This is a genomic window from Actinoplanes sp. NPDC049598, from assembly GCF_040675435.1.
Classification (GTDB): domain Bacteria; phylum Actinomycetota; class Actinomycetes; order Mycobacteriales; family Micromonosporaceae; genus Actinoplanes.
The window spans coordinates 52,690-77,338 of the sequence record NZ_JBFAOX010000038.1 but is presented as its reverse complement, the minus strand read 5'-3'; the positions used below and the strand labels follow the sequence as shown (position 1 = coordinate 77,338).

Below are 24,649 nucleotides of genomic sequence, written 5' to 3'. Positions count from 1 at the left end.
CTGACCGGCCTGTTCGACCGGATCGAGGCCGGCGGGGGCCGGCTGCGGATCAGCAGCCCACCGGGCGGAGGGACCACCATCACGGCGACGCTGCCGGCGGGGAACCCGCCCGCCGCACTGCCGTAGCCCGCTCAGTCCGATCCGGTCGGCAGCGGGAGAACAACCCGCACCGTCGTTCCCGCACCGTCGGCGCTGGTCAACGTGAGCGTGCCGTCCAGGGCGTCGACCCGGTCGAGGAGCCCGGTCAGACCCGTGCCGCCACGAGGATCGGCGCCGCCGGCGCCGTCGTCGGCCACCTCGACCACGAGCCGGCCCGCCTCACCGGCCACGGTCACCCGCGCCCGCGTCGCGTGCGCGTGCTTGACGACGTTCGTCAGCGCCTCGGCGACGACGAAGTACGCGGTCACTTCGACATCGCTCGGCAACCGCAAGGCGGGCTGGGCGTTCAGATCGAGATCCACCGGTATCGCGGCCGCGGTGACCAGCGAGTCGATCCCGGCGCTGAGACCGCCCCGGGCCAGGGCGACCGGGAGGATGCCGTGCACGATGTCACGCAGTTCCACCGTCGCGCGTTCGGCGTTCTCGAGCGCCTCACGCATGAGATCGACGGTGTCCTCGCCCCTCTCAGCCGCCCCGAGCCCGAGCTTGAGGGACAGCACCGTCTGGACCAGGCGCTGCTGGGCGCCGTCGTGCACATCCCGTTGCAGCCGCTGCCGGACCTCGTTGGCCGTCGCCACGACCCTCGCCCGCGAGGCCCGAAGTTTTTCCTTGTTCTCGGCGTTCGCGATGGCGGCCGCGGCGAGTTCGGCGAACTCGGCCAGCCGGTCCTCGGCGTCGGCCGGCGGCGCCTCCCCGCGCGTGGTCGTCGCCAGGCCGCCCCACAACCGCCCTTCGACGAAGATCGGCACGGCCACCAACGCGCCGACGCCGAACTCGCGGGCCTGTTCGGCGGATCCGGTGCCGGCCAGGCTGGCGAACCGGCACGGGCGCCGGGCGCGCATCACACGGGCACCGGCCGAGTCGCCGTCGGCCCGGCTCCGGAATCCCACCGGTACGGGGCTGCGGCAGGTGGCGACGACCAAGCAATGGGTGCCGTCGTACTGGAAGAGGTCCGCGGCCGACTCGCCGAGGATGTTCGACGCTTCCATCGCGACGGCCTGGAACACCTCCGGCAGAGCCGCACCCCTGGCCACCAGCTCGGCGACGCGGCGCAGGGCGGCCTGCCGGGCGGCGAAATGCTCGAGCTCCGCGTGCGCCTCGACGTTGGCCAGGGCGGAGGCGACCAGTTCGGCGAACTTGCCGAGGCGCACCTCGGTGTCCGTCGGCAGCCGCCGGCCCTCGTTTAAGGTGCCCAGGGCGCCCCACAGCCGGCCGTTGACGATGATCGGGACCGACACACTCGATCCGACCCCGAAGTCACGGCGGGAGTAGGTACGGTCGGCGAACAGGTCGTAGCGGTCCAGCCGCGCGGGCTTCAGCGTGCGCATCATTTCGTCGAGGGTCCCGGCGTCGCCGGCGGGGACGACGACCCTGGTACCGACCGGGGCGGGGCCGTTGCGGTGAGCGAGGACGGTGAAGGTGCGGCTGCCCTCGTAGCGGACCAGAGTGGTCGGTTCGTCGTCGATGAGCTTCGCCGCCTCCTCGGCGACGGCTTGGAAGATCTCGATCTCGCCGGCCCGATGCGCCACCAAAGCCGCCACCCGGAGCAGGGCGGCCTGCTCGTCGGCCAGTGCGAAGAAGCTCTCCCGGGCGGCCGCGCTGACGATCGCGGCTGCGACGACCTCCGCGAACTCGGTCAGGCGGGCCTCGGTGCCGGTCGGCAGGCGCTGCGTTCGCGAGCTCACACTCAACGCGCCCCAGAGTTCACCCTCCACAGTGACCGGAACAGCCACAACGGCTCGTACGCCGAGCTCCGCCGCCGTCGTTGCGGTGACACCGGCATAGTCGTCGATGCGTTCGGCACGGCCCGAACGCCACATCCGGGCGGCCACACCGTCTTCTTCGGTGAGGTGAAGACGCGCGCCGACGGGAACGTGATCGCCGGTCTGCGCGACGACGACGGAGTCCGTGCCCTGCCCCTCGAACTTCGTCAGCGCGATGAGAGCGCCGCCCAGGAGCGCGGCCGCCTCGGCGGTGACCGCCTCGAAAACCTTCTGGGGCGTTCCCCCGGCGGCCACCACCGAGGTGACACGCCGAAGGGCCGCTTGACCGGCGGCAAGACGGTGAGCGCCGATGGCCGAACGCACCAACCGCAGGGACCTCGGCATCCTCACGGCCGCCGCTCCAGGCTCATCGCCGGTGGTGCTCGTCGGCGCGCAGATAGGTCAGGACGGCTTGGACACGCCGGTGTTCGCTGTCCGTAGGGGCGATGCCCAGCTTGCGGAAGATCGCCGTCACATGCTTCTCGACGGAGGCGTGGCTGATGAGCAGGCTTTCCGCCACGCCCGAGTTCGACAGCCCCTCAGCCATCCCCGCGAGCACGGCCCGTTCGCGGGGCGTCAACAGTTGAAGGGGACCCTCCTGACCGCGTCGGCCGAGCATCCGGACGACCACTTCAGGATCCAGCGCGCTGCCGCCGGCCGCGACCCGCATGACCGCGTCGACGAACGCCGCGACATCACCGACCCGTTCCTTGAGCAGATAGCCGATCCCCTCGGGTCGCTCGCCGACCAGATCCATCACGTACGCCGGCTCACAGAACTGCGACAGGATCAGCACCCCGATCCCCGGCATGCGGCGGCGCAGCTCCATCGCCGCGCGCAGGCCGTCGTCCGCACGCCGCGGCGGCATCTGCACGTCGGCGATGACCACGTCCGGACGATAGGCGAGCGCTCGTTGCAGCAGATCGTCGGCATCACCGGAGCGGGCGACGACGTGGAGCCCGGCATCGGTGAGGATCCGGGCGACGCCCTCCCGAAGAAGCACGTCGTCCTCTCCGATCGCCACCCGCAGCGGGCGGCCGGTGTCATTGGTCGTCATCGGTCCGGTCCTCGATGAGTTGTCGCAGTACGGGACTCAACAGCTCGTCCTTGGGAAAGAAGGCGGCCGCTCCGGCCCGGGTGGCCGCCGGTATGTTCGCCGGATCGGCGTCGGAGGAGAACAGCACCACGCGCATCGCCCACGGTCTGGCCCGCAGTTGCCGCGTGAGCGAGAACCCGTCCCCGTCCGGCAGGCCCACGTCGACCAGCGCGACGCCCGGACGCCAAGCGTCCGCGTAGGTGAGGGCCTCGGTGATCGAGCCCGCCTCCCCGATCGCGGTGTGGCCCCAACTGCGCAGGATCCGCACGACGAGTCCTCGCACGGACGAGTCGTCGTCGACGACGAGGATCGAGCCTGGCATCCGCTCATCCTCTCAGCGCTGTACCCGTGCTGACGGTAGGGCCAACCGGAAATTGTTCCGGCCGGCCTATCCGGCGGGGCTGACCGGTGAGCGTGCCGGGCCGTCGAAGCGCAGGGCCAGAACAGCCACCATGATCGTCAGAGCCGCGCACCCGAACCAGACCGTCACGTAACCCATCTCCGTCGTCACTGGCTTGGCCATGCCCGGCAGCCGGGTCACCAGAGCCGCCATGACCGCGGCGAAGGCGGCCCCCGCCACTGCGCCGCCGACCGTCCGCGCCGTGTTGAGCAGGCCGGAGCTGATGCCGACCGCGCCGGCGGGGGCACCGGTCACCACGTAGCTCGACAGCCCGGCCAGGACCAGACCGTTGCCGACACCCACCATCACCTGCCAGATGATGAAGACGCCCACCGTGTCGTGCGCCAGTGCCGTCAGCACGTATCCCGCCCCGCCGAGCAATGCCCCGGCGGCCACGGCGGCCCGGCTACCGGCCCGCTCGGTGAGCCGGGGGGCAAGCCAGGTGCCGACGAACGCGGCCAGGCCGAACACCACCAGCACGAGCCCGAGCTGCCCGGCGGTGAGTCCCAGGCCGAATCCGGTGCTCACCGGCAGACCGAGGAACAACGCGCCGGCGGCCTGGCTGCCGAACAGCTCGGCCCCGGCGAAGACCCCGGCCAGGACCGGCAGGGCCAGCCGGCCGCGCAGGATCAGCGACACGTCGACGAACGGCTGGGCGACGCGCTGCTCGACCATCACCCAGACGGCCAGCACCACGAGGCCGCCCACGATCCCACCGGCCGTACGCCAGCCGGTCCATCCCCAGGTGCTGCCGTTGCCGACCGCGGCCAGCAGCAGCACCAAACCGACGCTCAGCGAGGCGGCGCCCGCCCAGTCGACGCGGCCCCCCGTGCGCCGCGTCGTCTCGGGAACGAGCAGCGCCGCGACCGGCACCATGACGACCATCAGAACGGCCGGGACCCACAGCGTCGCGGACAGGCCGGCGTGCTGGCGGAGCTGCCCCGCGAGCAGCAGCCCGACGCTGCCGCCCAGGGCCAGGGAGCCGACGAGCAACCCGACCGCCCGGCCGGCCCGCTGCCCGGCGCGTTCCCGCACGATGGCGAACTCCAACGACAGGAAGGCCAGCAGGGGCCCCTGGACGGCCCGGCCGAGCAGCAGGACACCGAAGGTCGGGGCGACCGCGACGAGGACTGACCCGACTGCGACGAGCGCGACCGCGACGGTCAGCAGCCGGCGGTGGCCGAAGAGGTCGCCGAGCTTCGACATCAGGGGTACGCACACCGCGGACGACAGCAGGAAGACCGCGTTGACCCAGTTCAGGTCGGCGGCGGTCGTGTCGTAGCGCTGAAGGATGCTGGGCAGCAGCGGTGACAGCCAGCCCTGAACCAGCCCGGACGAGAACTCGATCACCAGGAGGAAGCCGACCAGCGAGGCCGGGCCGGCCCTCCCCGGCGCCGGCGCCGAGGGCGCTTGCCGCTGCGTACTCCTATTGATCGACATGGTCGTCACCCTTTCCGGCGATGGTGCGTCACGGGCATCCTGCGGCACGGCTGTTCCCGGCACATTCGGGTTAGCCGGAAACCAGCGGGGGCCGGCCGGACGCCACCTCCCTCGGTTCGCCGGGGACCGGCATGTACGTCCCCGCGACGAGGCGCCGGACGGTGGGAACGGACAGTGCGGCGATGCCGAGAGTGAGGACGGCGAGCAGGACCACCGTCCAGCTCGTCCGGTCCGGGACCCGCCCGGCCGCCAGCCAGTTCACGGCCACGGTGAACGCCGCCGCGTACGAGAACGAGAAGGCCCACCAGCCCGGGCCGAACGGGACGCGCCGGTACACCGGGATCAGGCGTAGCTGCACCAGCACCATCAGGACCGCGTAACCGGCCAGCCCGGCCGCGACCGCGTCGATACGCCCGCCGTTCATCAGGAAATAGGCGTTGCCCGCGACCACCGGCGGCGCGACCTCGATCGCGATGGTGGGACGCAGCGGCGGAGGCAGCGCGGGCGCGGTGAACAGGCGCAACAGGATGATCGCACCCAGAATCATCCAGCAGATCGTCCCGTAACCGAACATGACCATCGCCAGAGTGCGGTGCCCGAGGGCCGCGCTGCCACCCGCCCCGATGAGGCCGCCGCCGACAGTGGGCAGGAAGTAGCCGGGATGCCACTGCGCCAGCCGCAGATCGGCGATTATCCACTCGCCGGACAGCCAGCCGCCGATTGCCACGGTCAGCGCCAGCGCGATACCGAAGACCACCTCGCCGACCTGGTGGGCGTGGCCGGTGAGCGCGATGCCGAGGAACATCGGCACGATCGCGATCAGCGCGACGAACGGCGCGAACACCGGATCCGTCAGCTCGGTCCGCAGTCGCCCACCGCGGACGACATCACGCCCGTACCAGATCAGCGCCGCCACCCAGACGGCGGCCGTGACCACCCAGAGGATGTCGGCCGGCCACCGGGGCAAGCCGGACACCGCGTGGGCCGTGGCCCAGCACTGGGCGAGCCCGCAGAACCCGAACGGCACACCGAAGACGTTCGGTGTCACCCGGTACCCGCGCCGGCCGGTCCCCGGCCGGGCCTCCACGGGAGTCACCGGATGAACGAGAGCAGCTCAGCGTTGAACTTGTCCCTCTCGTCCACGTAGACGGCGTGCCCGGCGGTGGCGAAGGTGACCAGCCGCGCGTTGCGGATGCCGGCGGCCACCGCCTGCCCGTGGTCCAGCGGCAGGATCTTGTCGTTGATCGCGTGGAACACCCGGGTCGGCACCGTGATCCGGGCCAGGTCGGCCGTCAGGTCGTCGTCCCGCAAGGCGATCAGGCCGGCCCGGCTCGCCGGCAACGAGGCCTGATCGAGACATTGCCGCTCGAAGAACTGCAGGAACGGATCAGTGGCGACGTCGGTGTGCGTGGAGAAGAAATTCTTCGTCAGGTTCCGGACCGGCACCGTCCGGTCGGTGGCGTAGCCCGAGATCAGCGCGTCCAGCCCGGCCGCGAGGTCGGCGGAGTGCGGGCCGTAGACAAAACGCGGAGCCGCCGGCTCGGCCACCACCAGCTTGCCGACCCGGCGGCCGAAGCGGGCAGCGTGACGCAGCGCTACCGCGCCGCCCATCGAATGCCCGACCAGCGTGACGTCGCGCAGCGACAACGCCTCGAGGACGGTGAGGATGTCGCGGGCCCAGACGTCGTAGCCGTACGGTCCGTAAGGGGCATCGGACAAGCCGAATCCCCGCAGGTCGAGCGCGATGGCCCGGTAGCCGTGGTCGGCCAGGAAGAGCTGGTTGTACTCCAAGGCGGTGGACGCCAGCGGCCAGCCGGGAACGAAGACCACCGTGCCCCGCCGACCGCCGTTCAGGTCGGCGACGTTGACCTCGACGCCCGGCGCGACCGGGATGCGCGTGCCGCCACCGCGAGGGACGGCCACAGCCGGGGATGCCCCGGCCGTGGCCCCGGTCGCTGCCGCCGCGGCCAGCGCGGCGCCCGTTCCGGCGGCCAGCACTGCGCGGCGCGAGGTCCGGCGCGGGCCGATTCCGTCTGAAGTGTTCCGCTGATTCATTTCGGGTGCTACCTCTCGTGGAGTTTCGGAAATGGGGGGAGCTCAGGCGCCGGCGGCTTCGAGGATGAGACGAGCGGTCTCGGCCGGGTGCGAGATGCCGACCACGTGCGAGGCGCCCGCGATCTCGACCGTGTGCCGGGACTTCGCCCGCTCGGCCATGACCCGGTGGGCGCCGGCCGGAATGTTGTGGTCCAGCTCGCCGAACAGGAACCAGCTCGGCACCGAGCGCCACAGCGGCTGGTCCCCCGACGGCTCGGCGAGCGCACGGTCGGTCACCGGGCGCTGGGTGACGGCCATCAGCCGAGCCTGCTCGGCCGGCAGGTCGGCCGCGAACTGATGGTGGTACTTGTCCGCTGCGATGTAGGTGTCCGCGCCGCCCCCGGCCAGGGGCACCGGCTCGAGGGTCTCGGCCAGAGTCGAGCCGGGCGCCAGGGCGGAAGCGTCGGCGCAACTCTCCCCCGCCTCAAGGGCGAAGCCGGCGACGTAGACGGCTCCGGTCACCTGGCCGGGTGCGACGTCGACGTTGGTGAGAACGGCCCCGCCGTAGGAGTGCCCGGCCAGCAGGACCGGCCCGGGCACGCCGCGGATCAGGTCGCTGAGCAGCGCCGCGTCCGTGGCCACCCCGCGCAGGGGGGTCGCGAAGGCGATCACCCGGTGCCCCGCGGTCATCAGCGGCTCCAGCACGCCGTTCCAGCTCGACGACTCGGCGTACGCCCCGTGGACGAGGATCACCGTCGGCTTCATCAGTTGCCTCCTTGAATGGCCGGCCGCCACCATGACGGACAAGGTGAGGCTCGCAAACGGCGCCCGCGACAACGATCAGGAGAGCCGGATTCCCGCACCGGGCTGACCCGCCTTTTCTTCCGGTGAACACCCCCCAGCTCTCGGGTCGACCGGCCTTACCAGCACGCCGTGGCCTTGCGAAGTTAGGACCAGACCCGATAACCGAGGAGCGCAGATGTCCACCATCACCGTCGGTACGGAGAACTCGACGTCGATCGACCTCTACTACGAAGACCACGGCAGCGGGCCGGCCGTCGTGTTGATCAGCGGCTGGCCGTTCGACAGCCGGTCCTGGGAGCCGCAGATCCACCCACTCCTGGGCGCGGGCCACCGGGTGATCACCTACGACCGGCGCGGTTTCGGCCGGTCCAGCCGGCCGGCCGGTGGCTACGACTTCGACACCCTGGCCGCGGATCTCGACAAGCTGCTGACCTCGCTCGACCTGCGCGACGTCACGCTGGTCGGGCTCTCGCTGGGCACCGGCGAGGTCGCCCGTTACATCGGCGTCCACGGCACGCAGCGGCTCAAGTCGTGCGTGTTCATCGAGAGCCTCGCACCGTCATTCGTCAAGTCGGCGGAGAACCCGAACGGCGTCGACCAGGCCGGTGTCGACGCGGTTCAGCAGGCCATTCTGCACGACCGGCCGGCCTGGCTGACCGCGATCATCTCAGACATGCTCAACCTCGACGAGCTGCTCGGCAAGCGGGTCAGCGAGGACGCCGTTCGCAACCTGTGGAACGCCGGCGCCGAAGCCTCGCCGGAGGCGACCTGGGCCTGCCCGGTGACCTGGCTGGACGACTTCCACGACGATCTCAGGCGCATCGACGTCCCAGCCCTCGTGCTGCACGGCACCGCGGATCGCATTCTGTCGCTCGAGGGTCAGGGACGCCGCATGCATGCGGCCCTACCCGACGCGCACTACGTCGAGATCGACGGCGGGCCACATCTGATGTGCTTGAGCCACGCCGACGAAGTCAACGGCGAACTTCTCGCTTTCCTCAGTAAGTAGCCGGCCGGACCGGCAATCGATCGCGCCTGTCACTCGACCACGACCGTCTCCTTCGCCATCCACTGGAAAGGCCAGAAAATGCCAACAGTCACGACCCCGGACGGTACCGAGATCTTCTTCAAGGACTGGGGCAGCGGGCAACCCGTCGTCTTCAGCCACGGCTGGCCCCTGACCGCGGACGCATGGGACGGCTCCGCCAACTTCGTCGCCGGCCACGGGTTCCGGGCCATCGCCCACGACCGTCGCGGTGGCGGGCGCTCGAGTCAGCCGTGGGAGGGGAACGACCTCGACCACTACGCCGACGACCTGGCCGCCGTCATCGAGCACCTCGACCTGCACGACATCGTCCTGGTCGGGCATTCCACCGGCGGAGGCGAGGTCACGCGGTACGTCGGGCGGCACGGGACCTCCCGGGTCGCCAAGATGGTTCTGCTCGGCGCCATCCCGCCGCTGATGCTCAAGACTCCCGCCAACCCGGAAGGAACGCCGATCGAGCCGTTCAACGAGATCCGCGAGGCCGTGCTCGCCGATCGGTCGCAGTACTACCGGGATCTGGCCTTTCCGTTCTACGGCGCCAACCGGCCGGGGTCGACGGTGAGCCAGGGCGCCCACGACGCCTTCTGGCTGATGTCCATGACGGTCGGCATCAAGAGCGCGTACGACTGCGTCAAGGCCTTCTCCGAGACGGACCTCACGGAGGACCTCAAGAAGATCGACGTGCCGACGCTGATCCTGCACGGTGACGACGACCAGATCGTGCCGATCCAGGCGGCGGCGCTGAAGTCGTCGAAGATCGTCGCCAACTCGACCCTCAAGATCTACCCCGGCGCCCCGCACGGCCTCACCGGCGCCCACGAGCAGGAGTTCAACAAGGACCTGCTCGACTTCCTCACCAGCTGACACCTCAAGGGATCGTGGATCATGACCACACCCCGCCAGCCGGTGGACCATACGGGACACGCCATGTTCGCCGGGTTCATTCCGCACGGGCTGCAGACCGCACGTGGCCGGATCTTCGCCCAGATCGCCGGGCAAGGCCCACCGCTGCTGCTCCTGCACGGCTACCCACAAACCCACGTCATGTGGCACGCCGTCGCCGACCTGTTGAGCAGCCGCTTCACCGTCGTCGTGGCGGACCTGCCCGGGTACGGGGCGTCGTTTCGCCCCGTACCCGCGGCGGACCACGCGCCGCACTCCAAGCGAGCCCTCGCCGCCGACCTGGTCCAGGCCATGGATCTGCTCGGCTACGAGCAGTTCGCGGTCGCCGGCCACGACCGGGGTGGACGGGTGGCGTACCGAATGGCCCTGGACCACCCCGACCGCGTCAGCGCCGCCGCGGTCCTCGACGTCGTGCCCACCGGTGACGTGTGGGCCCGCGCCGACGCCCGGATGGCTCTCGGCTACTGGCACTGGGCGTTCCTGGCTCAGCCGGCGCCGCTGCCGGAGCGGCTCATCGCGGCCGATCCGGACGCGTTCTTCGACTTCCATCTCCGGGCCCTCGGCCTCGGGCGTGCCCCCGACCGGTACCCGGCCGAGCTGATGGCCGGCTACCGGGCGCTGCTCGACGACGTGAGCACCGTCCAGGCGATCTGCGAGGACTACCGGGCCGGGGCGACAGCGGACCGCCGGCACGACGACACCGACCGGGGCGTACGGAAGATCGTCTGTCCGCTCCTGGCGTTGTGGAGTGCCGACGGGGCCTTGCCCCGCTTCTACGGCGATGTGCTCGACGTGTGGCGGCCCTGGGCCGACGACCTCGCCGGGCAGGCGATGCCGGCCGGTCACTTCATCGTCGAGGACCAGCCCGAACGTACCGCGGCCGCGCTGTCCGCGTTCCTCGAGCGGCGTCCGCCGGCCTTTCCGATCTCCTGACCTCGCCCGATCCGAAGGAGGATCCTGTCATGTCGACCAACTCGGACGAACTCGCCGCCAAGCTCAAACGCACCGAGATCCTGCACCGAAGCTCGTCCGTTCCCGGCCGGGACATCGTCCAGGTGCGTACGGAGATCCCCGCCGGAGTGGAATCCGGATGGCACACCCACCCCGGCGAAGAGGTCGGCTACATCGTCGCCGGGACGGTGCGGATGGAGATCCGCGGCCAGGACACCCTGCTCCTGCGGCCGGGCGATGGCTTCCTGATTCCGCCGCGCACCCCGCACAACGCCACCGACCTCGGCCCCGACACGGGGCTGATGCTGTCGACCTACCTCGTCGACACCGACGAGCCGCTGGCGACGTTCGTGCGCTGAGGCGGACCACCTGACGGTGCGGGCGCCCGGTTCGCCGGGCGCCCGCACCGGCACGGCTGAACCATCCGACCGCCAGGGGCGAAAGGAGTTCCTCGATGACACCGGTACTGCTGACACCCGCCGAGATGGCCCGCAATCTGCTTCTCCTGCGCGCCAGCGAGATGTTGTCGGCCACGGTGACCATCCCCGACGTCCTGCGGGCGGTCCGCCGGCTTCGTGGGGCCGGGCTCGAGGCAAGCCAGCTGCACGTCGTCCTCGCCGGCGGCTCGCCGGACCCCGTGACCGCGCGGGCCATCCATGAACGGCGAGCGTTCTACTTCACCGACGGTGCCGAGTTCGCCGCGGCGTTCCCGACCGCGAGCGAACCGGATCCGCGGGCCGCGGCCTGCGTCCCGGTGGTCGGCACGGCCGGTACGCTCGGGGCCCTGCACCTGCGCTGGGACACACCGCGGACGTTCTACGTCGCCGAACGAGCCGTGATCGCGACGCTGGCCTCCTACATCGCGGGAGCACTGGAACGGGCTCAGCGTCTCGACGCGCGCATCGAAGTCGCTGACACACTGCAGGAGGCGATCCGGTCCCGCCTGCCGGCAGTCGACCGGTACGAGCTCGCCGCGCACTATCTGCCGGCGGACCGGCACGAGAAGGTCGGCGGCGACTGGTACGACGCGGTCACCGGGCGCGACGGCCGGCTCACCATGGTCATCGGCGACGTGGTCGGGCACGACATGGCCGCGGCGGCCCGGATGGGCCAGTTGCGCAGCATCCTGCGTGCGTACATCGTCGACCGCCAGGAACCTCCGTCCGCGCTGCTGCGGCGGCTCGACACGGCCAACCACGCCCTGGGCGAGCCGATCATCGCCACCGCCGTCGTCGCCGTCATCGATACCCTGCCCACCGGCGGCCACCGCCTGCGCTGGTCCAATGCCGGACACCCGCCCCCGGTGGTGATCCGACCGGACGGGACCGTGCAGACGCTCACCGGCAACGACCTTCTGCTGGGCGCGCGGCGCTTCGCGCGCCGGCACACGTGGACGACACCGCTGGCGGCCGGTTCGACGGTGCTCCTGCACACTGACGGGCTGGTGGAGCGGGCGGGCGACGCCGGCCACGACAGTTCTTCCCAGCTGTATCAACGGCTGCGGACGTCACGTCGGGCCCGGCTGCGGGATCTGCTCGAAGAGGCGGTCGCGGACATCGAGGCCGACCGCGCCGACGACATCGCCATGCTGGCTGTGCGGTTGCCGGCCGACGAGTGAGATCATCCCACCTGTCGAACGGCAACCCGGCCGCCCCCGCGCTCAGACCTGGTTGAGGCCGCCGTCGACGAACAATTCGGTGCCCGTGACGAAGCTGCTCTGGTCGCTGGCCAGGAAGAGCGCGGCCGAGGCGATCTCGTCGGGGCTGCCCATCCGGCCCAGCGGCACGCTGCCGGCCAGCGCCCCTTTCAGCTGCTCGGCCTGACCCGCGTCAGCGGCCAGACCGGTGATCCCCGGGGTGTCGGTCGGTCCCGGGGTGAGGGTGTTCACCCTGATGTGACGGCCGCTGAGCTCGTTGGCCCAGGTGCGGCTGAACGACCGCACCGCGGCCTTGGAGGCGGCGTACACGCCGAAGGCCTCGCCACCGGAGCCCGCGCTGGTCGAGCCGGTCAGGATGACCGAGGCACCGTCGTTGAGCAGCGGCAGCGCCTTCTGAACGGTGAACAGCAACCCCTTGACGTTGGTCGCGAAGATCTCGTCGAAGTGCTGCTCGTCGATCTGATCTAGGCGCCGGAAGGAGCCTCCGCCGGCGTTGGCGAACAACACATCGATGCGACGGCCCCGCTGAGCGACCGCGGCGAACAGCCGGTCGAGGTCGGTCAGATCGGCGACGTCGCCGCGGATCCCGACCGCCTCGCCGCCGATCTCGGCGATGGCCGCGTCGAGGGCGTCCTTACGACGGCCGGTGATGAACACCCGGGCGCCCTCGGCCGCGAACCGGCGGGCGGTCGCCAGGCCGATCCCGCTGGTCGCACCGGTGACCACCGCAGTTTTGTCTTCAAGTCGTCCCATGTTGTCTCTCCTGCCTCCGACGCTCTCGTCCGGCGGCTTCTTTGTTCGAAATGCCGCCTTTCCGTGACGCTAGGCGGCGGTCGGCGCTGATCAGTACCGGGCGGCCCCGACGTTTCCGGCGGATTCCCGGAGAAGTAATAGGGCCGCCCGGAAAGCCTCTACGGCCAGCGGGATGGACGCCGGGAGCTGTGGTCAGGCGAGCCGTCCGCGGCGCTTCAGCACTCCGGTCAGGCCGCCCGGGGCGAAATAGACGGCCAGCACGAACAGCGTGCCCAGGATGAACAAGGGCTGCCCCAGTGGGCCCGGCAGCCCACCGCCGATCTGGGTGAGGCGCTGGTCGAGGTAGGCGTAGACGATGCCGCCGACCAGCGCGCCCCACCGCGTGCCGGCGCCGCCGAGGACGGCCATGACGATCAACGACAGGGTCAGGTCGGCTGAGGCCAGGTGGGGCGACGCGCCGCCGACAATCAGGGCGTGGACGGCGCCGCCCAGGGCGGCCAGGGCGGCGGCCAGCACGAACGTGCCGAGCTTGAGGCGGTACGCGGACAGGCCGAGCACCGAAACCCGGCGTTCGTCGTCGCGCAGACCGGTGAGCACGCGGCCCAGCGGCGCCCGGTCGATGCCGTGGACCACGACCACCACGATCAGCAGGAAGGCCAGGGCCACCCAGTACAGGTTGACGGTGTTGGCCACGCCGACCAGGGCCGCCGGCAGCCCCGCGGTGTCCAGCGGCAGGCCTTCCTCGCCGCCGGTGAGCCCGCCCGGGTCGCGGTTGACCACGATCCAGCCGACCTGGGCGAAGGCCAGCGTCACCATGGCGAAGGCGATTCTGGTCGTCCGCAGGGCGACCGCACCCAGCGCGGCCGCGAGCACCGCCACCGCCGGCACCGTCACCGCGACCGCCGCCCACAGTGGCCAACCCGCGTGGCTGACCAGGATGTCCGTGCCGTAGGCGCCGGCCGCGATGTAGAGGGCGTGCCCGAACGACAGCAGCCCGGCCCGGCCGAAGAGCAGGTCGTAGCCGAGCGCCAGCCCGCCGAAGACCAGGCAGATGGCCAGCATCTGCAGCGTGCCGGGCGAGTTGAGGGCGCCCTCGAAGACGCCCGGCGCCGGCAGCGTCGAGTACGGCAGGACGAGCAGGCCCGCGAGCACGAGCAGGGGCCAGAACTTCTTCATGCTGTCTCCGCCGTTCTCGCGAGACCGGAGGGCCGCAGCAGCAGCACCAGGGCGAGCAGCACGACAACGCTGACGTCCCCGGCTCCCGTGGTCCCGTAGTAGTTGACGAACTGCTGGAGCAGGCCGACCACCACGGCGGCCACGGCCGAGCCGGTGACCGAGCCGAGCCCGCCGATCACGACCACGATGAACGCGAAGATGAGCAGCGAGGCGCCCTGGCCGGGTGAGACCGAGCCGAAGTACATGCCGCCGAGCACCCCGGCCGTGCCCGCCAGGGCCCCGCCGATGGTGAAGACCAGCGTGAACGCGCGCCGGACGTCGATGCCGAGAGCGCTGACCATGTCCCGGTTCTCCACGCCGGCCCGGATGATCAATCCGTACCGGGTCCTGTGCAGGAACGCGAGAAGGGCGAGCAGGACGACCACGGCGGTGCCGATGAGCAGGAAGCGGTCGTCGGGCACCTGGGCCGAGCCGATCGTGGTGACCCTGCTCGCCCAGGCCGGGCGGGGATACGTCCGGGGATCGGCGCCCCAGACCGACTGCAGCAGGGCCACCCCGGCCAGCGACAGACCGACGGTGACCAGCACCTGTTCGGTGGGCCGTTTGTAAAGCGGGCGGATCAGCACGATCTCGACCAGCGCGCCGGTGGCCGCGCCGGCGGCGATGCCCAGCGGCACGGCCACGGCGAGTCCCCAGCGCGGCGCGGCCCACCAGGTCGCGTACGCGCCGATCGAGAGGAACAGGCCGTGGGCGAAGTTGAGGACGCCGGCCAGCCCGAACACGAGCGACAGGCCCGAGGCGATCAGGAAGTAGAGGGCGGCCAGGCCCAGTCCGGTCAGGGTCAGCAGGATCATGGTGGACATCAGGACCTCCCCACGCCGAGCAGGGTGCGGGTGCGGCCGGCGTCGCCGAGCAGGTCGCTCGCGGCGCCGGTCCAGGCCACCCGGCCGGCCTCGAGCACGACGGCGCCCGTGGCGAGCCGTCGCACCACGGCCAGGTTCTGCTCGACCAGCAGGATCGGCACGTGTTCGGCCACTCGGGCCAGCACGGCGGCGACCGCGGAGACGACGGCCGGGGCGAGGCCCTTGGTGGGTTCGTCGACCAGCAGCAGCCGGTTGCGGTTGAGCAGTACGCGGGCGAGGGCCACCATCTGCTGCTGGCCGCCGGAGAGGGTTCCGGCCCGCTGACCGGCCCGGGCCCGCAGCTCCGGGAACAGCTCGTGCACGGTGTCGTAGTCGGGATCGGAGCCGCGCACCGCGAGGCGCAAATTCTCGGCCACGGTGAGGCCACCGAAGACGCAGCGGTCCTCGGGCACGTAGCCGAGACCCGAGCGCACCAGCTTGTGGGTGGGCCGGCCGAGCACCGGTTCGCCGCCGAACTCGACGGCGCCGGTGGCCGGGACCTCGCCCAGGATGGCCCGCAGCGTCGTGGTCTTGCCGACGCCGTTGCGGCCGAGCAGGGCGGTCACCCCGGAGGGGGGCACGTCGAAGGTCACGCCCTGCAGGATGTGCGAGCCACCCAGCCGTACGGAGATGTCGTCGAGCCGCAGGATCACAGGTCCTCCCCCAGGTACGCCTCTTGCACTCCGGCGTCGGCCATGACCTCGGCCGGCGTGCCGATGGCGAGCAGGGCGCCGTGGTGCAGCACGGCCACCCGGTCGGCCAGCTCGAGCACGACGTCCATGTGGTGCTCGACCATCAGCACGCTGCGCTCCGCGTTCTCGGTGAGGGCTTTGATCACCTTGACCAGCGCGGGCACGTCTTCCGCGCTGACCCCGGCCATCGGCTCGTCGAGCAGCAGCACCCGCGGTGATCCGGCCAGCACCAGGGCGATCTCGAGTTTGCGTTTCTCGCCGTGGGCCAGCTCGCCGGCCGGCCGCGCGGCCCGGTCGTGCAGGCCCACCTCGGTCAGGATGCGCCCGGCCGTTCCGGTCACCGCCCGGTCGGAGCGGCGGCGCCAGGGCCGGGTCGCCCCGCCCTCGCGGGCCCGGACGGCCAGCTCGACGTTCTCGAGCACGGTCAGCGAGCCGAACACGGCCGAGGTCTGGAACGTGCGGCCCAGCCCGCGGCGGGCCCGCTGATGCGGCTTGGCTCGGGTGACGTCGTCGCCGTCGAGCACGATCCGGCCCGCGCTCGGCCGGCGCAGCCCGCTGACCAGGTTGAACAGCGAGGTCTTGCCGGCGCCGTTGGGGCCGATCAGGGCCACGAACTCACCCGGCTCGACGGCCAGGGTCACGTCGTCGACGATCGGGACGGCGCCGACGTGCCACGACACCCGGTCGACCAGCAGGGCCGTCATGCCGCCGGGGGCGCCGTGTCGGTGGCGCCGATCGTGGCGACCAGGGTGGCGGTGCCATCACTCAACTTCGCCTGGAACATCGGCTGCAGCAGGGCGTGGTCCTCTTTCCGTACGGTCAGTTGGCCTTTGACCGAATCGAAGCTGTAGCCCTCGAGCGCGGTGACCATCTTGTCGGTGTCGTAGCCGGCCTCGAGCGCGTGCACGATCATCTGCGCCGCCGCGAAACCGTCCGGATGGAACAGGTCGGTCTTCCCGCCCGGAACCGCCTGGGCCAGCGCCTTCTCGGCCGCGTTGTCGGTCGCGCCGTCGAAGTAGTGCGCGAGCAGGTGCAGCTTGTCGCCGCCGGCGCCGAACGCCGGCCACGAGGCGCGGATGTCCAGGCCGGTCACCACCGTGGTCGACGACAGCACGCCCTGCTGGTCGAGCGCCTGCCACATCGCGCTGGCCGTGCTGCCGGCCCAGGCCACGAACACCAGATCGGGCTTGGCCGCCTTGACCTGACCCGCGAACGGCGTGAAGTCGGTGGCGGTGGCGGGCACGGCGATGTCGGTGACGGTCACGCCGTCGCCGCCCAGCACGGCCTTGACGGCGGCCACATTGGACTTGCCGAAGGCGGAGTCGGGCGCGAAGACCAGCACCTTGCGGCCGTCGCCGAGATAGGCCTTGGCCGTCCGCACGTCCTGGAACGACTGCCGCCCGGAGCGGAACGTGTAGCGGTTGACGCCGGTGATGCCGTCGGCCGCGGCCGGGCCGGAGACGAACAGCACCTTGTTGGTCTCGGCCAGCGGGGCCACCTGGAGGGCGACGCCGGACGAGGTCGAGCCGGCGAGCACCTTGTAGCCCTGGCCGATCAGGTCCTTGGCCGCGGACACCGCCTTCACCGGGTCGCCCGCGTCGTCGGCGTAGGTGACGGTGACCTCGCGGCCGCCGACCTTGCCGGTGCCGCCGGTGGCGTAGGCCAGCCCGGCCTTGAAGCCGTCCACGTACTGCTGGCCGTAACTGGCCAGCGGCCCGCTCTGCGAGTACACGATCCCGACGTTCAGCGGGGACGACGCGTCGCCGCCGGTCGCCGCGTCCTGCGGGCTGCCGCATCCGGCCGCGATGACGGCCACGGCGGTCAGGAGGCCACCGGCGAGCAACGCCCGCCGGGAGGTCGCCGATTCAGTCATGGGAGGCCCTCCGATGCATCGATGATGTGCGTTGGCTCACGGTAGGACGGCTATCGATATGCATCCATGGGGTTCGAGCCCATACGCGGCGGCCCAACTGTGTGGCCCGCATCCATGTGCTCTCGCGTCGTCGCCGACTTACGTTCAGCGTCATGCGAATCCGATGGTTATTGGCGATCGCGTTGATCCTGGGGCTGGCGACGCCGGCCCGTGCCGCGGCCGGCCTGACCCAGGTGGCCGACTTCGGCAGCAATCCCGGAGCGTTGCGGATGTTCAGCTATGTGCCGTCGGGGCTGCCGGCGGGCCGGCCGCTCGTGGTGGCGCTGCACGGGTGTACGCAGAATGCCGCCGGCTACTACACCGGATCCGGTTGGGGCAAGTACGCCGACCTCTACCAGGCCGCGCTCGTGGTGCCCGAGCAGACCTCGGCCAACAACGCGCTGAGCTGTTTCAACTGGTTCACCGCGGGCGACATCGCCCGCGGGCAGGGCGAGGCGGCGTCGATCCGGCAGATGGTGGCGTACGCGGTGACGGCCTACGGCTCCGATCCGGCGCGGGTGTACGTCACCGGGCTGTCGGCGGGCGGGGCGATGACGGCAGTGATGCTGGCCGCCTATCCCGAGGTGTTCGCCGCCGGCGCGGTGATCGGCGGACTGCCGTACAACTGCGGGACCGCCTGCCAGTACCAGGCGGTGTCCAAGACACCCGCGCAGTGGGGTGATCTCGTCCGGGCCGCCTACCCGGGCTACAGCGGGCCGCGGCCGAGGGTGGCGATCTGGCACGGCACCTCGGACACCACGGTCGTCCCGGCCAACGCCACCGAGCTGCGCGACCAGTGGACCAACGTGCATGGGCTCTCGCAGTCGCCGACGGCCAGCACGACGCTGCCGGGCGGGACCGTGCAGGAGAGCTACGGAACAGCCGTGCAGCTCAACCGGGTGCCGGGGCTCGGGCACGGGACGCCGGTCAACCCGGGCAGCGCCGAGGACCAGTGCGGGGCCACCGGGGCGTACTTCCTGGCCTCGATCTGCTCGTCCTACTACATCGCGCGGTTCTGGGGTCTTGCCGGCGGCGGCCCGACCACGCCGCCGCCGACAACACCGCCACCGACCACACCACCGCCGACCACGCCGGCCGAGTGCGTCACCGCGAACAACTACGCCCACACCACGGCGGGCCGGGCCCACCAGTCAGGCGGTTACACCTACGCCAATGGCTCGAACCAGGCCATGGGTCTGTGGAACGTGTTGGTCACCAACGGCTTGCGCCGCACCGGCGACAACTACTACGTGCTCTGCTAGGAGAAACGGCGTGGGGCGCCGGAGGCCAGCCGCAGGTCCTGCTGCAGCACGTCGTACTGGCCCTTCGGGTTCAGCTGCTCGTCGTAGATGAGGGCGGCGCCCTCCTGGGGGTTGGTGAACCAGCCGGGCACCCACGAGTAGGCGTCGCCGAAGCCCCACGGCGTGAACGAGATGCAGGCCCGCACGGCCAGGCACGCCTGGAGCGTGCGGGACCAGTAGCTCTCCTGGGCGTACGGGGCGAGCGCGTTCACCGGCTCGTTGACGGCGTCCGGCTTGGTCTCCGTACGGACGTCGACCTCGGTGAGGGCGACCTTCTGCCCCAGGGCGGCGAAGCGCTCGAGGTTGTTCGCGAGGTCGGGGTAGCCGTACTGGGTGGAGAGGTGACCCTGGAACCCGACGCCGTGGATCGGCACGCGTTGCGCCTGCAGCGAGCGCACCATCGCGTACACGGCGTCGCTCTTCACCCCGGTGAACTCCAGGTTGTAGTCGTTGTAGAACAGCAGGGCCTTGGGGTCGGCCTGGTGGGCCCAGCGGAACGCGTCGGCGATGTAGCCGGTGCCGCCCCACGCCTTGTACCAGATCGACTGGCGAGGCTGGCCGTTGTCGTCGAAGGCCTCGTTGACCACGTCCCACTGCCAGATGTCGCCCTTGAAGTGGCGGACCTGGTCGAAGATGTGCTTCTTGAGGACCGCCTTGACCTCGTCGTTCGACAGCGTGGTGGTGGTGCCGTCGGAGGACAGCCACGTGGGCAGCTGGTTGTGCCAGACCAGCGTGTGACCGCGTACCAGCTGCTTGTTCTTCTTCGCGAAGGCGACCAACCGGTCGGCTTTCTCCCAGGTGTACGTGCCGCGGACGGCCTCCACCTCGGCCCATTTCATCGCGTTCTCCGCGGTGACCGAGGAGAACTGCTCCGCAGTGATTTTCGTGTACGTCTCGTTGGTGCCGAGCTGGTCCATGTTCACGGCCGTGCCGACGGACAGGCCCACGCGGGAGGCGAGCGCGCGCAGCGAGTCGGCGGGGTAGGCCGGCGGCGGTGTTGGCTTTGTGGCGCCGGCCGGGCTCGAGCCGACGAAGGTCAACTGCCCGCCCAGCAGCACCGCGGCGGCGACGACAGGAAGGGTAAACCGGAGAGGACGCACCGGAACTCCTTGCGATGAGGACGATCCGAAACTTTCGGAAACGTTCCGGAAGTAATGACAGGAATCTATGCACTGTTTCGCCAGGCGGTCAAGGGGCCCGAGCGGTGAATCAAGGGTCTAGAGTGGACGCGTGCTGGGAGTCGTCGCGGTCGCGCTGGGCGGGCCAGAGGTGTTGCAGGTGACCGAGTTGCCCGACCCTGAGCCGGGTCCGGGGCAGGTGGTGGTCCGGGTCCGCGCGGTCTGCGTGCACCCGGCCGACGTCGCCGCCACCACCGGCGAGATCCCCCGCGGGCCGGATGTGCCGCCGTTCTCACCCGGGTGGGACATCGCCGGCGAAGTGACCTCGGTCGGCCCCGACACGGCGGACTTCGGGGTGGGCGATCGGGTCGTCGGGATGATCCCGTGGTACTCGACCCGGGGCGTGCCGGGCGGCTATGCCCAGTTCGTGGCCGCCGACACCGACTGGCTGGTGCGGTTGCCGGACGAGCTCGACTTCGTGTCCGCGGCCACGGTGCCGCTCAACGCCCAGACCGCCCACCAGGGGCTGTCACTGGTGTCATTGGCCATGCTTCCGGCCGGCAGCAGCATTCTCGTCACCGGCGCCAGCGGTGGCGTCGGCGGTTTCGCCACCCAGCTCGCCGTGCAGAGCGGCTACCGCGTGCTGGCGCAGGCCAGCGACTCCGATGACGAGTGGGTGCAAGGTCTCGGCGCCCACGAGGTCGTCCCCCGTTCCGCCGACCTGGCCGCGGCCGGGCCGGTGGCCGCGGTGTTCGACGCGGTTCCCCTCGGCGAAGCGGCGGCCGCGGCCGTCGAGGACCGGGGCATCGTGGTCGCGACCCGGCCCACGCCGCCCCTCGTTCCGGCCCGTGGCGTGCGCCAGGAGCTGCAACTCATCCGGCATGACCGTGAGCTGCTGGACGACCTGGTGAGGCAGGTGGCCGCGGGACGTCTGCGCACGCGCGTGGCGGCCACCATGCCGTTGACCGAAGCGGCCGACGCCCATCGGCGGGTGCTGGCCGGTGGCCTGCACGGGAAGATCGTGCTGACGGCGGACTAGATCGCGCGCTGGTCGAGGTACGGATCGGCCTCGGCCCGGAACGACAGACAGTCCGTGGGGATCGTGTCGACCATCGTGCCCGCGCCGTTCGGGCACCGGTAGCGGACCAGGGCCGCCCATTCGCAGGCACTCTCGACCACTCCGGCCCGGCGGGCGCCGCTGCGGTGCACCCACACCGGGTCACCCGGCCGGCACGCCACCGCGGACGCCGAGGCGGTCGGCCCGTACGTCTCGGTGTGGTCACCGTCCTCGGTGGCCACGACCCAGGTGATACCGGCCTGGCCGGCGGAGTTCGCATGTCGCTTGGCGCTGAACATCGCCCGGTCGGCGCGGCGCAGCAGGTCCAGGAGGTCGCCGGAGCGCCCGGCCGGCACGACGCCGATCGAGGCGGTGACGGACAGGGTGTGTCTCCCCACGTCCATCGGAGCCGCGATCGCCGCGCTCAGCGAGCCGGCCACCTCGTGCCACCACGTCGGCGGGACGCCGGCGTGCGGCGCGCGCGGCAGGGCGGCGAACTCGTCACCGCCGAGCCGGGCCACCAGATGGTCGCCGAGGCAGGCGGACATGCGGTGGGCGACCAGACGGAGGACCTCATCGCCGGCGTCGTGCCCGTACGTGTCGTTGATCGGCTTGAAGCCGTTGAGATCGAGGATGACGACGGCGGACGGACGGTCGTCGCCGCGCAACAGCTCCGGGGCGAGGGCGTGGAAGAGGCGGCGGTTGGCGAGGCCGGTGAGCTCGTCGTGCCCGGCCATCCAGCGCAGGGTGGCACGCTCCTGCTCCAGCTCGTGGACGTGGGCCGCGAGCTGATCGATGCGGGCCTGAAGGCGGGCGACGTCGGACCCACCGCCCGTTTCGGCGGCTGGAGGATCGAGGATCCGCATCGGCCGTCCTCTCAAGACTGCGGCGAGGGGTCGCCGAGCGCCACAGTGGAATCATGACAGCCGGTCAGGGCCCGTGCAAGATTTCACGAGGACAGCTCTCACGATGACAGGATGCATCGAAAGCGGCTTTCGGCTACTCTGAGTGCTGCCACTTTCGTGGTGAAAGAGTCGCGCCTAAGCGCGAGTGCGAAGTTTGCACGTCAGACCGGCGGCGGATCCGTGGCCCGTCGGTCACGCACGGTAATTGGCTCGAGGTTGAGGGGCACTGATGAGCAGCGAAACCGGCTGGATCATTTCCAGCAGGTCGACGGGTAACGGCGGCAGTTGCGTCGAGGCCCGCCGCCAGGACGGCGTGATCGAGGTCCGCAACAGCAACGCCCGCGACGCCGGCACCGTGGTGTTCACGACCGAGGAGTGGGACTCGTTCCTGTTCGGCGCCAAGCGCGGCGAGTTCGACCGGCTCCTGACCGACTGATCACGACGGAAAGGCGAATTCTCCGACCGGTACGGATTTCTCGCTGACGAGGTCGAAAACCCGCCGGTACTCGTCCACCTCGACCTGCTCCTCGAGGTAGAGCGCACCGACGTGCGACTCGAGGTAGACCACGTCCGGATCGTCGGGGTCGTCGAACTCCAGGATCCGGAAGGCGCCGGCCATCGCCGCGTGCGCCCCGACCGCGAACGGCAGCACCCGGATGTCCACCGTGTCCTGCCGGGACAGCCGCCGCAGCTGCTCGATCTGCCCCTTCATCACCTGCTCGCCGCCGACCGGCCGGGTCAGGGCGCCCTCGCCGAGCACCGTCACGAGACGGATCGGCGGGGTGCGCTCGAACAGCGTCCGCTGCCGCTGCACGCGAAGGTTGATGTGACGCTCGGCCATCTCCGCGTCGGCCGGCTGCTCGGCCCCGAAGACGGCTTGCGCGTACTCCGGGGTCTGCAGCTCCCCCGGGACGATCTCGCCGTCGTACCCGAACATCCGCGACGCGGACGCCTCCAGCCCGACGTACAGCTTGAACCACTCGGGGATCACCGGGCTGGCATCCCACCACTCCTGCTGTGAGGTGCCCAGCGCAAGGTCGGCCAGCGCGTCCGTGATGGCCTGATCCGCGCCGTAGAGCCAGCACAGCGCCCGGACGTTGGCCCCGGTGACCGGCACCTTGCCCGTCTCGATCCGGTGCAGCGTCGGCTCCGAGATGCCGAGCCGCGCCTCCACCACATCACGCCGGCTCATCCCGGAGGCCGTACGCAGCCGCGTCAGCCGCCGCCCCAATGCCCGCCGCACGACGCGTTGGCCTGTGACCGGCACGCCTACCTCCGCCTTGCCAACCCAAGTGGACGGTGACCAACGTACCCGCAACACCGCGTTGTCAACAGGCAACCCGTCGTTGCCGTCCCCACGAGCCGACCGGCTTGTTCGGCCTCGTCCGGGACAGTCCGGCATCGTTCCGGACAATTGCCGGACGGATGGGCAGTGGATCTACTTCCGGCATGGTCATCACATCAGTCCGGCCCGCGTGGCTCCTGCGCGTCGCCGTCGTCCTCGTCACCCTGCTCGGCGGCATCGGCATCGCCGTCACGCCGGCCCGAGCCGCCAGCGTGGGCCACGCCTGCGAAGAGGTCTACAGCGAGCCCTCCCCGTCCAGAACGACCCGGCACGAGGCTGTCCAATGCATCGATATCGACGCTTTCGTCAACAGCTCGGGCCGGGACGCCGTCCGCGGCCTGGGCTCGAGTTACTGCCAGTTGCCCAATGGGTCGCTGCTCGCCTGCAAGGGCCTCAAGATGACGGTCACGGTCTACGACTGGGACAACGATGCTGTCGGTACCACCACGCACACCTGCGGCTCGTACGGTGGCAGCGCGTGCCCGTCCGGCGGACGCCGCTTCGGGTACTCGCCGGGCATCTACTGCTACTCCGACCATGAGTACTCCGTGAGGGTGGAGACCGAGTTCAAGATGCCGAGCGGCAACATCTATGCCGGCGAGACCGAGACAAGCATCGGTCTCCTGGGCACCGTCGCCTGCTGACCCAGCACGAGACTCGGCGCTGAGCGCCCGACCACCCTGACCGCCTCCCCGCAGACGTGAGCAACCCGTCGGCGGGGAGGCCCGTCCCGTCTAGACGACCCGGTCCAGGAAGGCGGTGAGGTTGGTGGTCAGGCGCTCGATCTTGTCATCGAGGGAGATCGTCTCGGGGAGGCGGCCGCCGGGGCCCGGGTCGCGCTTGCCGCGGATGTAGAGGGAGCAGCCGAAGTCGTTGCAGAAGTAGCTGCCGACCGAGTCGCCGCGCTTGCCCGCCTCGCCGGCCCGGGGCGCGACCATCAGGGAGACGCCGGCCAGGGGGCTGACCGTGCAGATCGAGCACATGCTGCGCCGCATTCGCTCGGCGCCCGCCTTCGGGGTTCGCAGGACGAAGGCCCGGTCACCGAAAGCCAGGTAGGCCCGGTGCTCGGCGCGCGGGTCGCGCCAGCCCAGATAGTCGAGCTCCTCCCACGGTTGCGTGGCCAGGTCACGGGGCACGTACAGCCGCTTGGCCTCGCCCTTGCTGCAGTTCACGAAGGCGGCGCGGATCTCCTGCTCGGTCAACGGCTTCATGTCGGCCACGCTACGGTTGCCTAAA

The 24,649-nt window shown here is 70.8% G+C and carries 26 protein-coding genes; 9 read left to right on the top strand and 17 right to left on the bottom strand.

The annotated features are described in order from the left end of the window. Window positions 1–131: 131 nt before the first annotated feature. From AB0J66_RS45930 to AB0J66_RS45900, 7 genes are all read right to left on the bottom strand, one after another. A complete protein-coding gene (locus tag AB0J66_RS45930) occupies window positions 132–2,246 on the bottom strand; it encodes a GAF domain-containing sensor histidine kinase (RefSeq protein ID WP_364674703.1) in 2,115 nt (704 codons plus the stop codon). A 43-nt stretch (window positions 2,247–2,289) separates the two neighbouring features. Continuing rightward, complete coding sequence (locus AB0J66_RS45925; RefSeq protein ID WP_364674706.1) at window positions 2,290–2,952, bottom strand: response regulator transcription factor; 663 nt, start codon at window positions 2,950–2,952, stop codon at window positions 2,290–2,292. Between the two features lie 13 nt (window positions 2,953–2,965). Continuing rightward, window positions 2,966–3,340: a response regulator transcription factor gene (locus AB0J66_RS45920; protein ID WP_364674700.1), complete on the bottom strand. Its 375-nt coding sequence runs from the start codon at window positions 3,338–3,340 to the stop codon at window positions 2,966–2,968. Window positions 3,341–3,406: 66 nt separating this feature from the next. Continuing rightward, the gene (locus AB0J66_RS45915; RefSeq protein WP_364674697.1) at window positions 3,407–4,858 is read right to left on the bottom strand and encodes an MFS transporter; all 1,452 of its coding nucleotides are present in this window, start codon (window positions 4,856–4,858) and stop codon (window positions 3,407–3,409) included. Between the two features lie 70 nt (window positions 4,859–4,928). After that, a complete protein-coding gene (locus tag AB0J66_RS45910; RefSeq protein WP_364674694.1) occupies window positions 4,929–5,954 on the bottom strand; it encodes a hypothetical protein in 1,026 nt (341 codons plus the stop codon). Further along, window positions 5,951–6,913: an alpha/beta hydrolase gene (locus AB0J66_RS45905; RefSeq protein ID WP_364674692.1), complete on the bottom strand. Its 963-nt coding sequence runs from the start codon at window positions 6,911–6,913 to the stop codon at window positions 5,951–5,953. The genes AB0J66_RS45910 and AB0J66_RS45905 overlap by 4 nt, the downstream gene beginning before the upstream one ends. Before the next feature lie 42 nt (window positions 6,914–6,955). Beyond that, window positions 6,956–7,657, bottom strand: coding sequence for an alpha/beta hydrolase (locus tag AB0J66_RS45900; RefSeq protein ID WP_364674689.1), 702 nt, complete (start codon window positions 7,655–7,657; stop codon window positions 6,956–6,958). A gap of 214 nt (window positions 7,658–7,871) precedes the next feature. Between AB0J66_RS45900 and AB0J66_RS45895 the strand changes: the two genes are divergently transcribed. The 5 genes from AB0J66_RS45895 to AB0J66_RS45875 all read left to right on the top strand — a co-directional run bounded on the left by AB0J66_RS45895 (window position 7,872) and on the right by AB0J66_RS45875 (window position 12,213). Beyond that, the gene (locus AB0J66_RS45895; RefSeq protein WP_364674687.1) at window positions 7,872–8,705 is read left to right on the top strand and encodes an alpha/beta hydrolase; all 834 of its coding nucleotides are present in this window, start codon (window positions 7,872–7,874) and stop codon (window positions 8,703–8,705) included. Between the two features lie 78 nt (window positions 8,706–8,783). Next, window positions 8,784–9,605 carry an alpha/beta hydrolase gene (locus tag AB0J66_RS45890; protein WP_364674685.1) on the top strand — a complete coding sequence of 274 codons (822 nt, stop codon included), beginning with the start codon at window positions 8,784–8,786 and terminating at the stop codon, window positions 9,603–9,605. 21 nt (window positions 9,606–9,626) lie between these two features. Beyond that, window positions 9,627–10,577, top strand: a complete 951-nt coding sequence (locus AB0J66_RS45885; protein WP_364674682.1) for an alpha/beta hydrolase — start codon at window positions 9,627–9,629, stop codon at window positions 10,575–10,577. Window positions 10,578–10,606: 29 nt separating this feature from the next. Beyond that, entirely contained in the window at window positions 10,607–10,954 is a 348-nt protein-coding gene (locus AB0J66_RS45880; protein WP_364674679.1) for a cupin domain-containing protein, read from the top strand. A gap of 95 nt (window positions 10,955–11,049) precedes the next feature. Further along, entirely contained in the window at window positions 11,050–12,213 is a 1,164-nt protein-coding gene (locus AB0J66_RS45875; RefSeq protein WP_364674676.1) for a SpoIIE family protein phosphatase, read from the top strand. 42 nt (window positions 12,214–12,255) lie between these two features. Here AB0J66_RS45875 and AB0J66_RS45870 read toward each other — a convergent pair whose 3' ends face one another. The 6 genes from AB0J66_RS45870 to AB0J66_RS45845 form a co-directional block, all read right to left on the bottom strand. Further along, window positions 12,256–13,005 carry a glucose 1-dehydrogenase gene (locus tag AB0J66_RS45870; protein WP_364674673.1) on the bottom strand — a complete coding sequence of 250 codons (750 nt, stop codon included), beginning with the start codon at window positions 13,003–13,005 and terminating at the stop codon, window positions 12,256–12,258. 192 nt (window positions 13,006–13,197) lie between these two features. Then, window positions 13,198–14,181, bottom strand: a complete 984-nt coding sequence (locus AB0J66_RS45865; RefSeq protein WP_364674670.1) for a branched-chain amino acid ABC transporter permease — start codon at window positions 14,179–14,181, stop codon at window positions 13,198–13,200. After that, on the bottom strand, window positions 14,178–15,044 hold the full coding sequence (locus tag AB0J66_RS45860; protein ID WP_364674668.1) for a branched-chain amino acid ABC transporter permease: 867 nt from the start codon (window positions 15,042–15,044) through the stop codon (window positions 14,178–14,180). Before AB0J66_RS45860 ends, AB0J66_RS45865 begins: the two co-directional genes overlap by 4 nt. Continuing rightward, window positions 15,044–15,736, bottom strand: a complete 693-nt coding sequence (locus AB0J66_RS45855; protein ID WP_364674666.1) for an ATP-binding cassette domain-containing protein — start codon at window positions 15,734–15,736, stop codon at window positions 15,044–15,046. The genes AB0J66_RS45860 and AB0J66_RS45855 overlap by 1 nt, the downstream gene beginning before the upstream one ends. Continuing rightward, window positions 15,733–16,479 (bottom strand): ABC transporter ATP-binding protein, encoded by a 747-nt coding sequence (locus AB0J66_RS45850; protein ID WP_364674664.1) that lies wholly within the window; start codon window positions 16,477–16,479, stop codon window positions 15,733–15,735. Before AB0J66_RS45850 ends, AB0J66_RS45855 begins: the two co-directional genes overlap by 4 nt. Then, a complete protein-coding gene (locus tag AB0J66_RS45845; RefSeq protein ID WP_364674662.1) occupies window positions 16,476–17,648 on the bottom strand; it encodes a substrate-binding domain-containing protein in 1,173 nt (390 codons plus the stop codon). The genes AB0J66_RS45850 and AB0J66_RS45845 overlap by 4 nt, the downstream gene beginning before the upstream one ends. Before the next feature lie 152 nt (window positions 17,649–17,800). Here AB0J66_RS45845 and AB0J66_RS45840 point away from each other — a divergent pair, with 152 nt between their 5' ends. Further along, a complete protein-coding gene (locus AB0J66_RS45840) occupies window positions 17,801–18,949 on the top strand; it encodes a PHB depolymerase family esterase (protein WP_364674659.1) in 1,149 nt (382 codons plus the stop codon). On the opposite strand, the gene AB0J66_RS45835 is transcribed toward AB0J66_RS45840, so the two are convergent. Then, window positions 18,946–20,088, bottom strand: coding sequence for an endo-1,4-beta-xylanase (locus AB0J66_RS45835; RefSeq protein ID WP_364674658.1), 1,143 nt, complete (start codon window positions 20,086–20,088; stop codon window positions 18,946–18,948). The genes AB0J66_RS45840 and AB0J66_RS45835 overlap by 4 nt on opposite strands. 130 nt (window positions 20,089–20,218) lie before the next feature. On the opposite strand from AB0J66_RS45835, the gene AB0J66_RS45830 reads away from it, so the two are divergent. Next, the gene (locus AB0J66_RS45830) at window positions 20,219–21,145 is read left to right on the top strand and encodes an NADP-dependent oxidoreductase (protein ID WP_364674655.1); all 927 of its coding nucleotides are present in this window, start codon (window positions 20,219–20,221) and stop codon (window positions 21,143–21,145) included. Here the strand turns inward: AB0J66_RS45830 and AB0J66_RS45825 are convergent. Continuing rightward, entirely contained in the window at window positions 21,142–22,029 is an 888-nt protein-coding gene (locus AB0J66_RS45825; protein WP_364674654.1) for a GGDEF domain-containing protein, read from the bottom strand. The two genes, AB0J66_RS45830 and AB0J66_RS45825, sit on opposite strands and share 4 nt — an antisense overlap. Before the next feature lie 268 nt (window positions 22,030–22,297). Here AB0J66_RS45825 and AB0J66_RS45820 point away from each other — a divergent pair, with 268 nt between their 5' ends. Continuing rightward, entirely contained in the window at window positions 22,298–22,504 is a 207-nt protein-coding gene (locus AB0J66_RS45820) for a DUF397 domain-containing protein (protein ID WP_364674652.1), read from the top strand. Here the strand turns inward: AB0J66_RS45820 and AB0J66_RS45815 are convergent, their stop codons facing one another. Beyond that, entirely contained in the window at window positions 22,505–23,335 is an 831-nt protein-coding gene (locus AB0J66_RS45815) for a helix-turn-helix transcriptional regulator (RefSeq protein ID WP_364674650.1), read from the bottom strand. It abuts the gene before it with no gap. A 182-nt stretch (window positions 23,336–23,517) separates the two neighbouring features. Between AB0J66_RS45815 and AB0J66_RS45810 the strand changes: the two genes are divergently transcribed. Next, window positions 23,518–24,057: a hypothetical protein gene (locus tag AB0J66_RS45810; RefSeq protein ID WP_364674647.1), complete on the top strand. Its 540-nt coding sequence runs from the start codon at window positions 23,518–23,520 to the stop codon at window positions 24,055–24,057. A 90-nt stretch (window positions 24,058–24,147) separates the two neighbouring features. Here the strand turns inward: AB0J66_RS45810 and AB0J66_RS45805 are convergent, their stop codons facing one another. Further along, on the bottom strand, window positions 24,148–24,624 hold the full coding sequence (locus tag AB0J66_RS45805) for an FBP domain-containing protein (RefSeq protein WP_364674644.1): 477 nt from the start codon (window positions 24,622–24,624) through the stop codon (window positions 24,148–24,150). Window positions 24,625–24,649 lie beyond the last annotated feature (25 nt).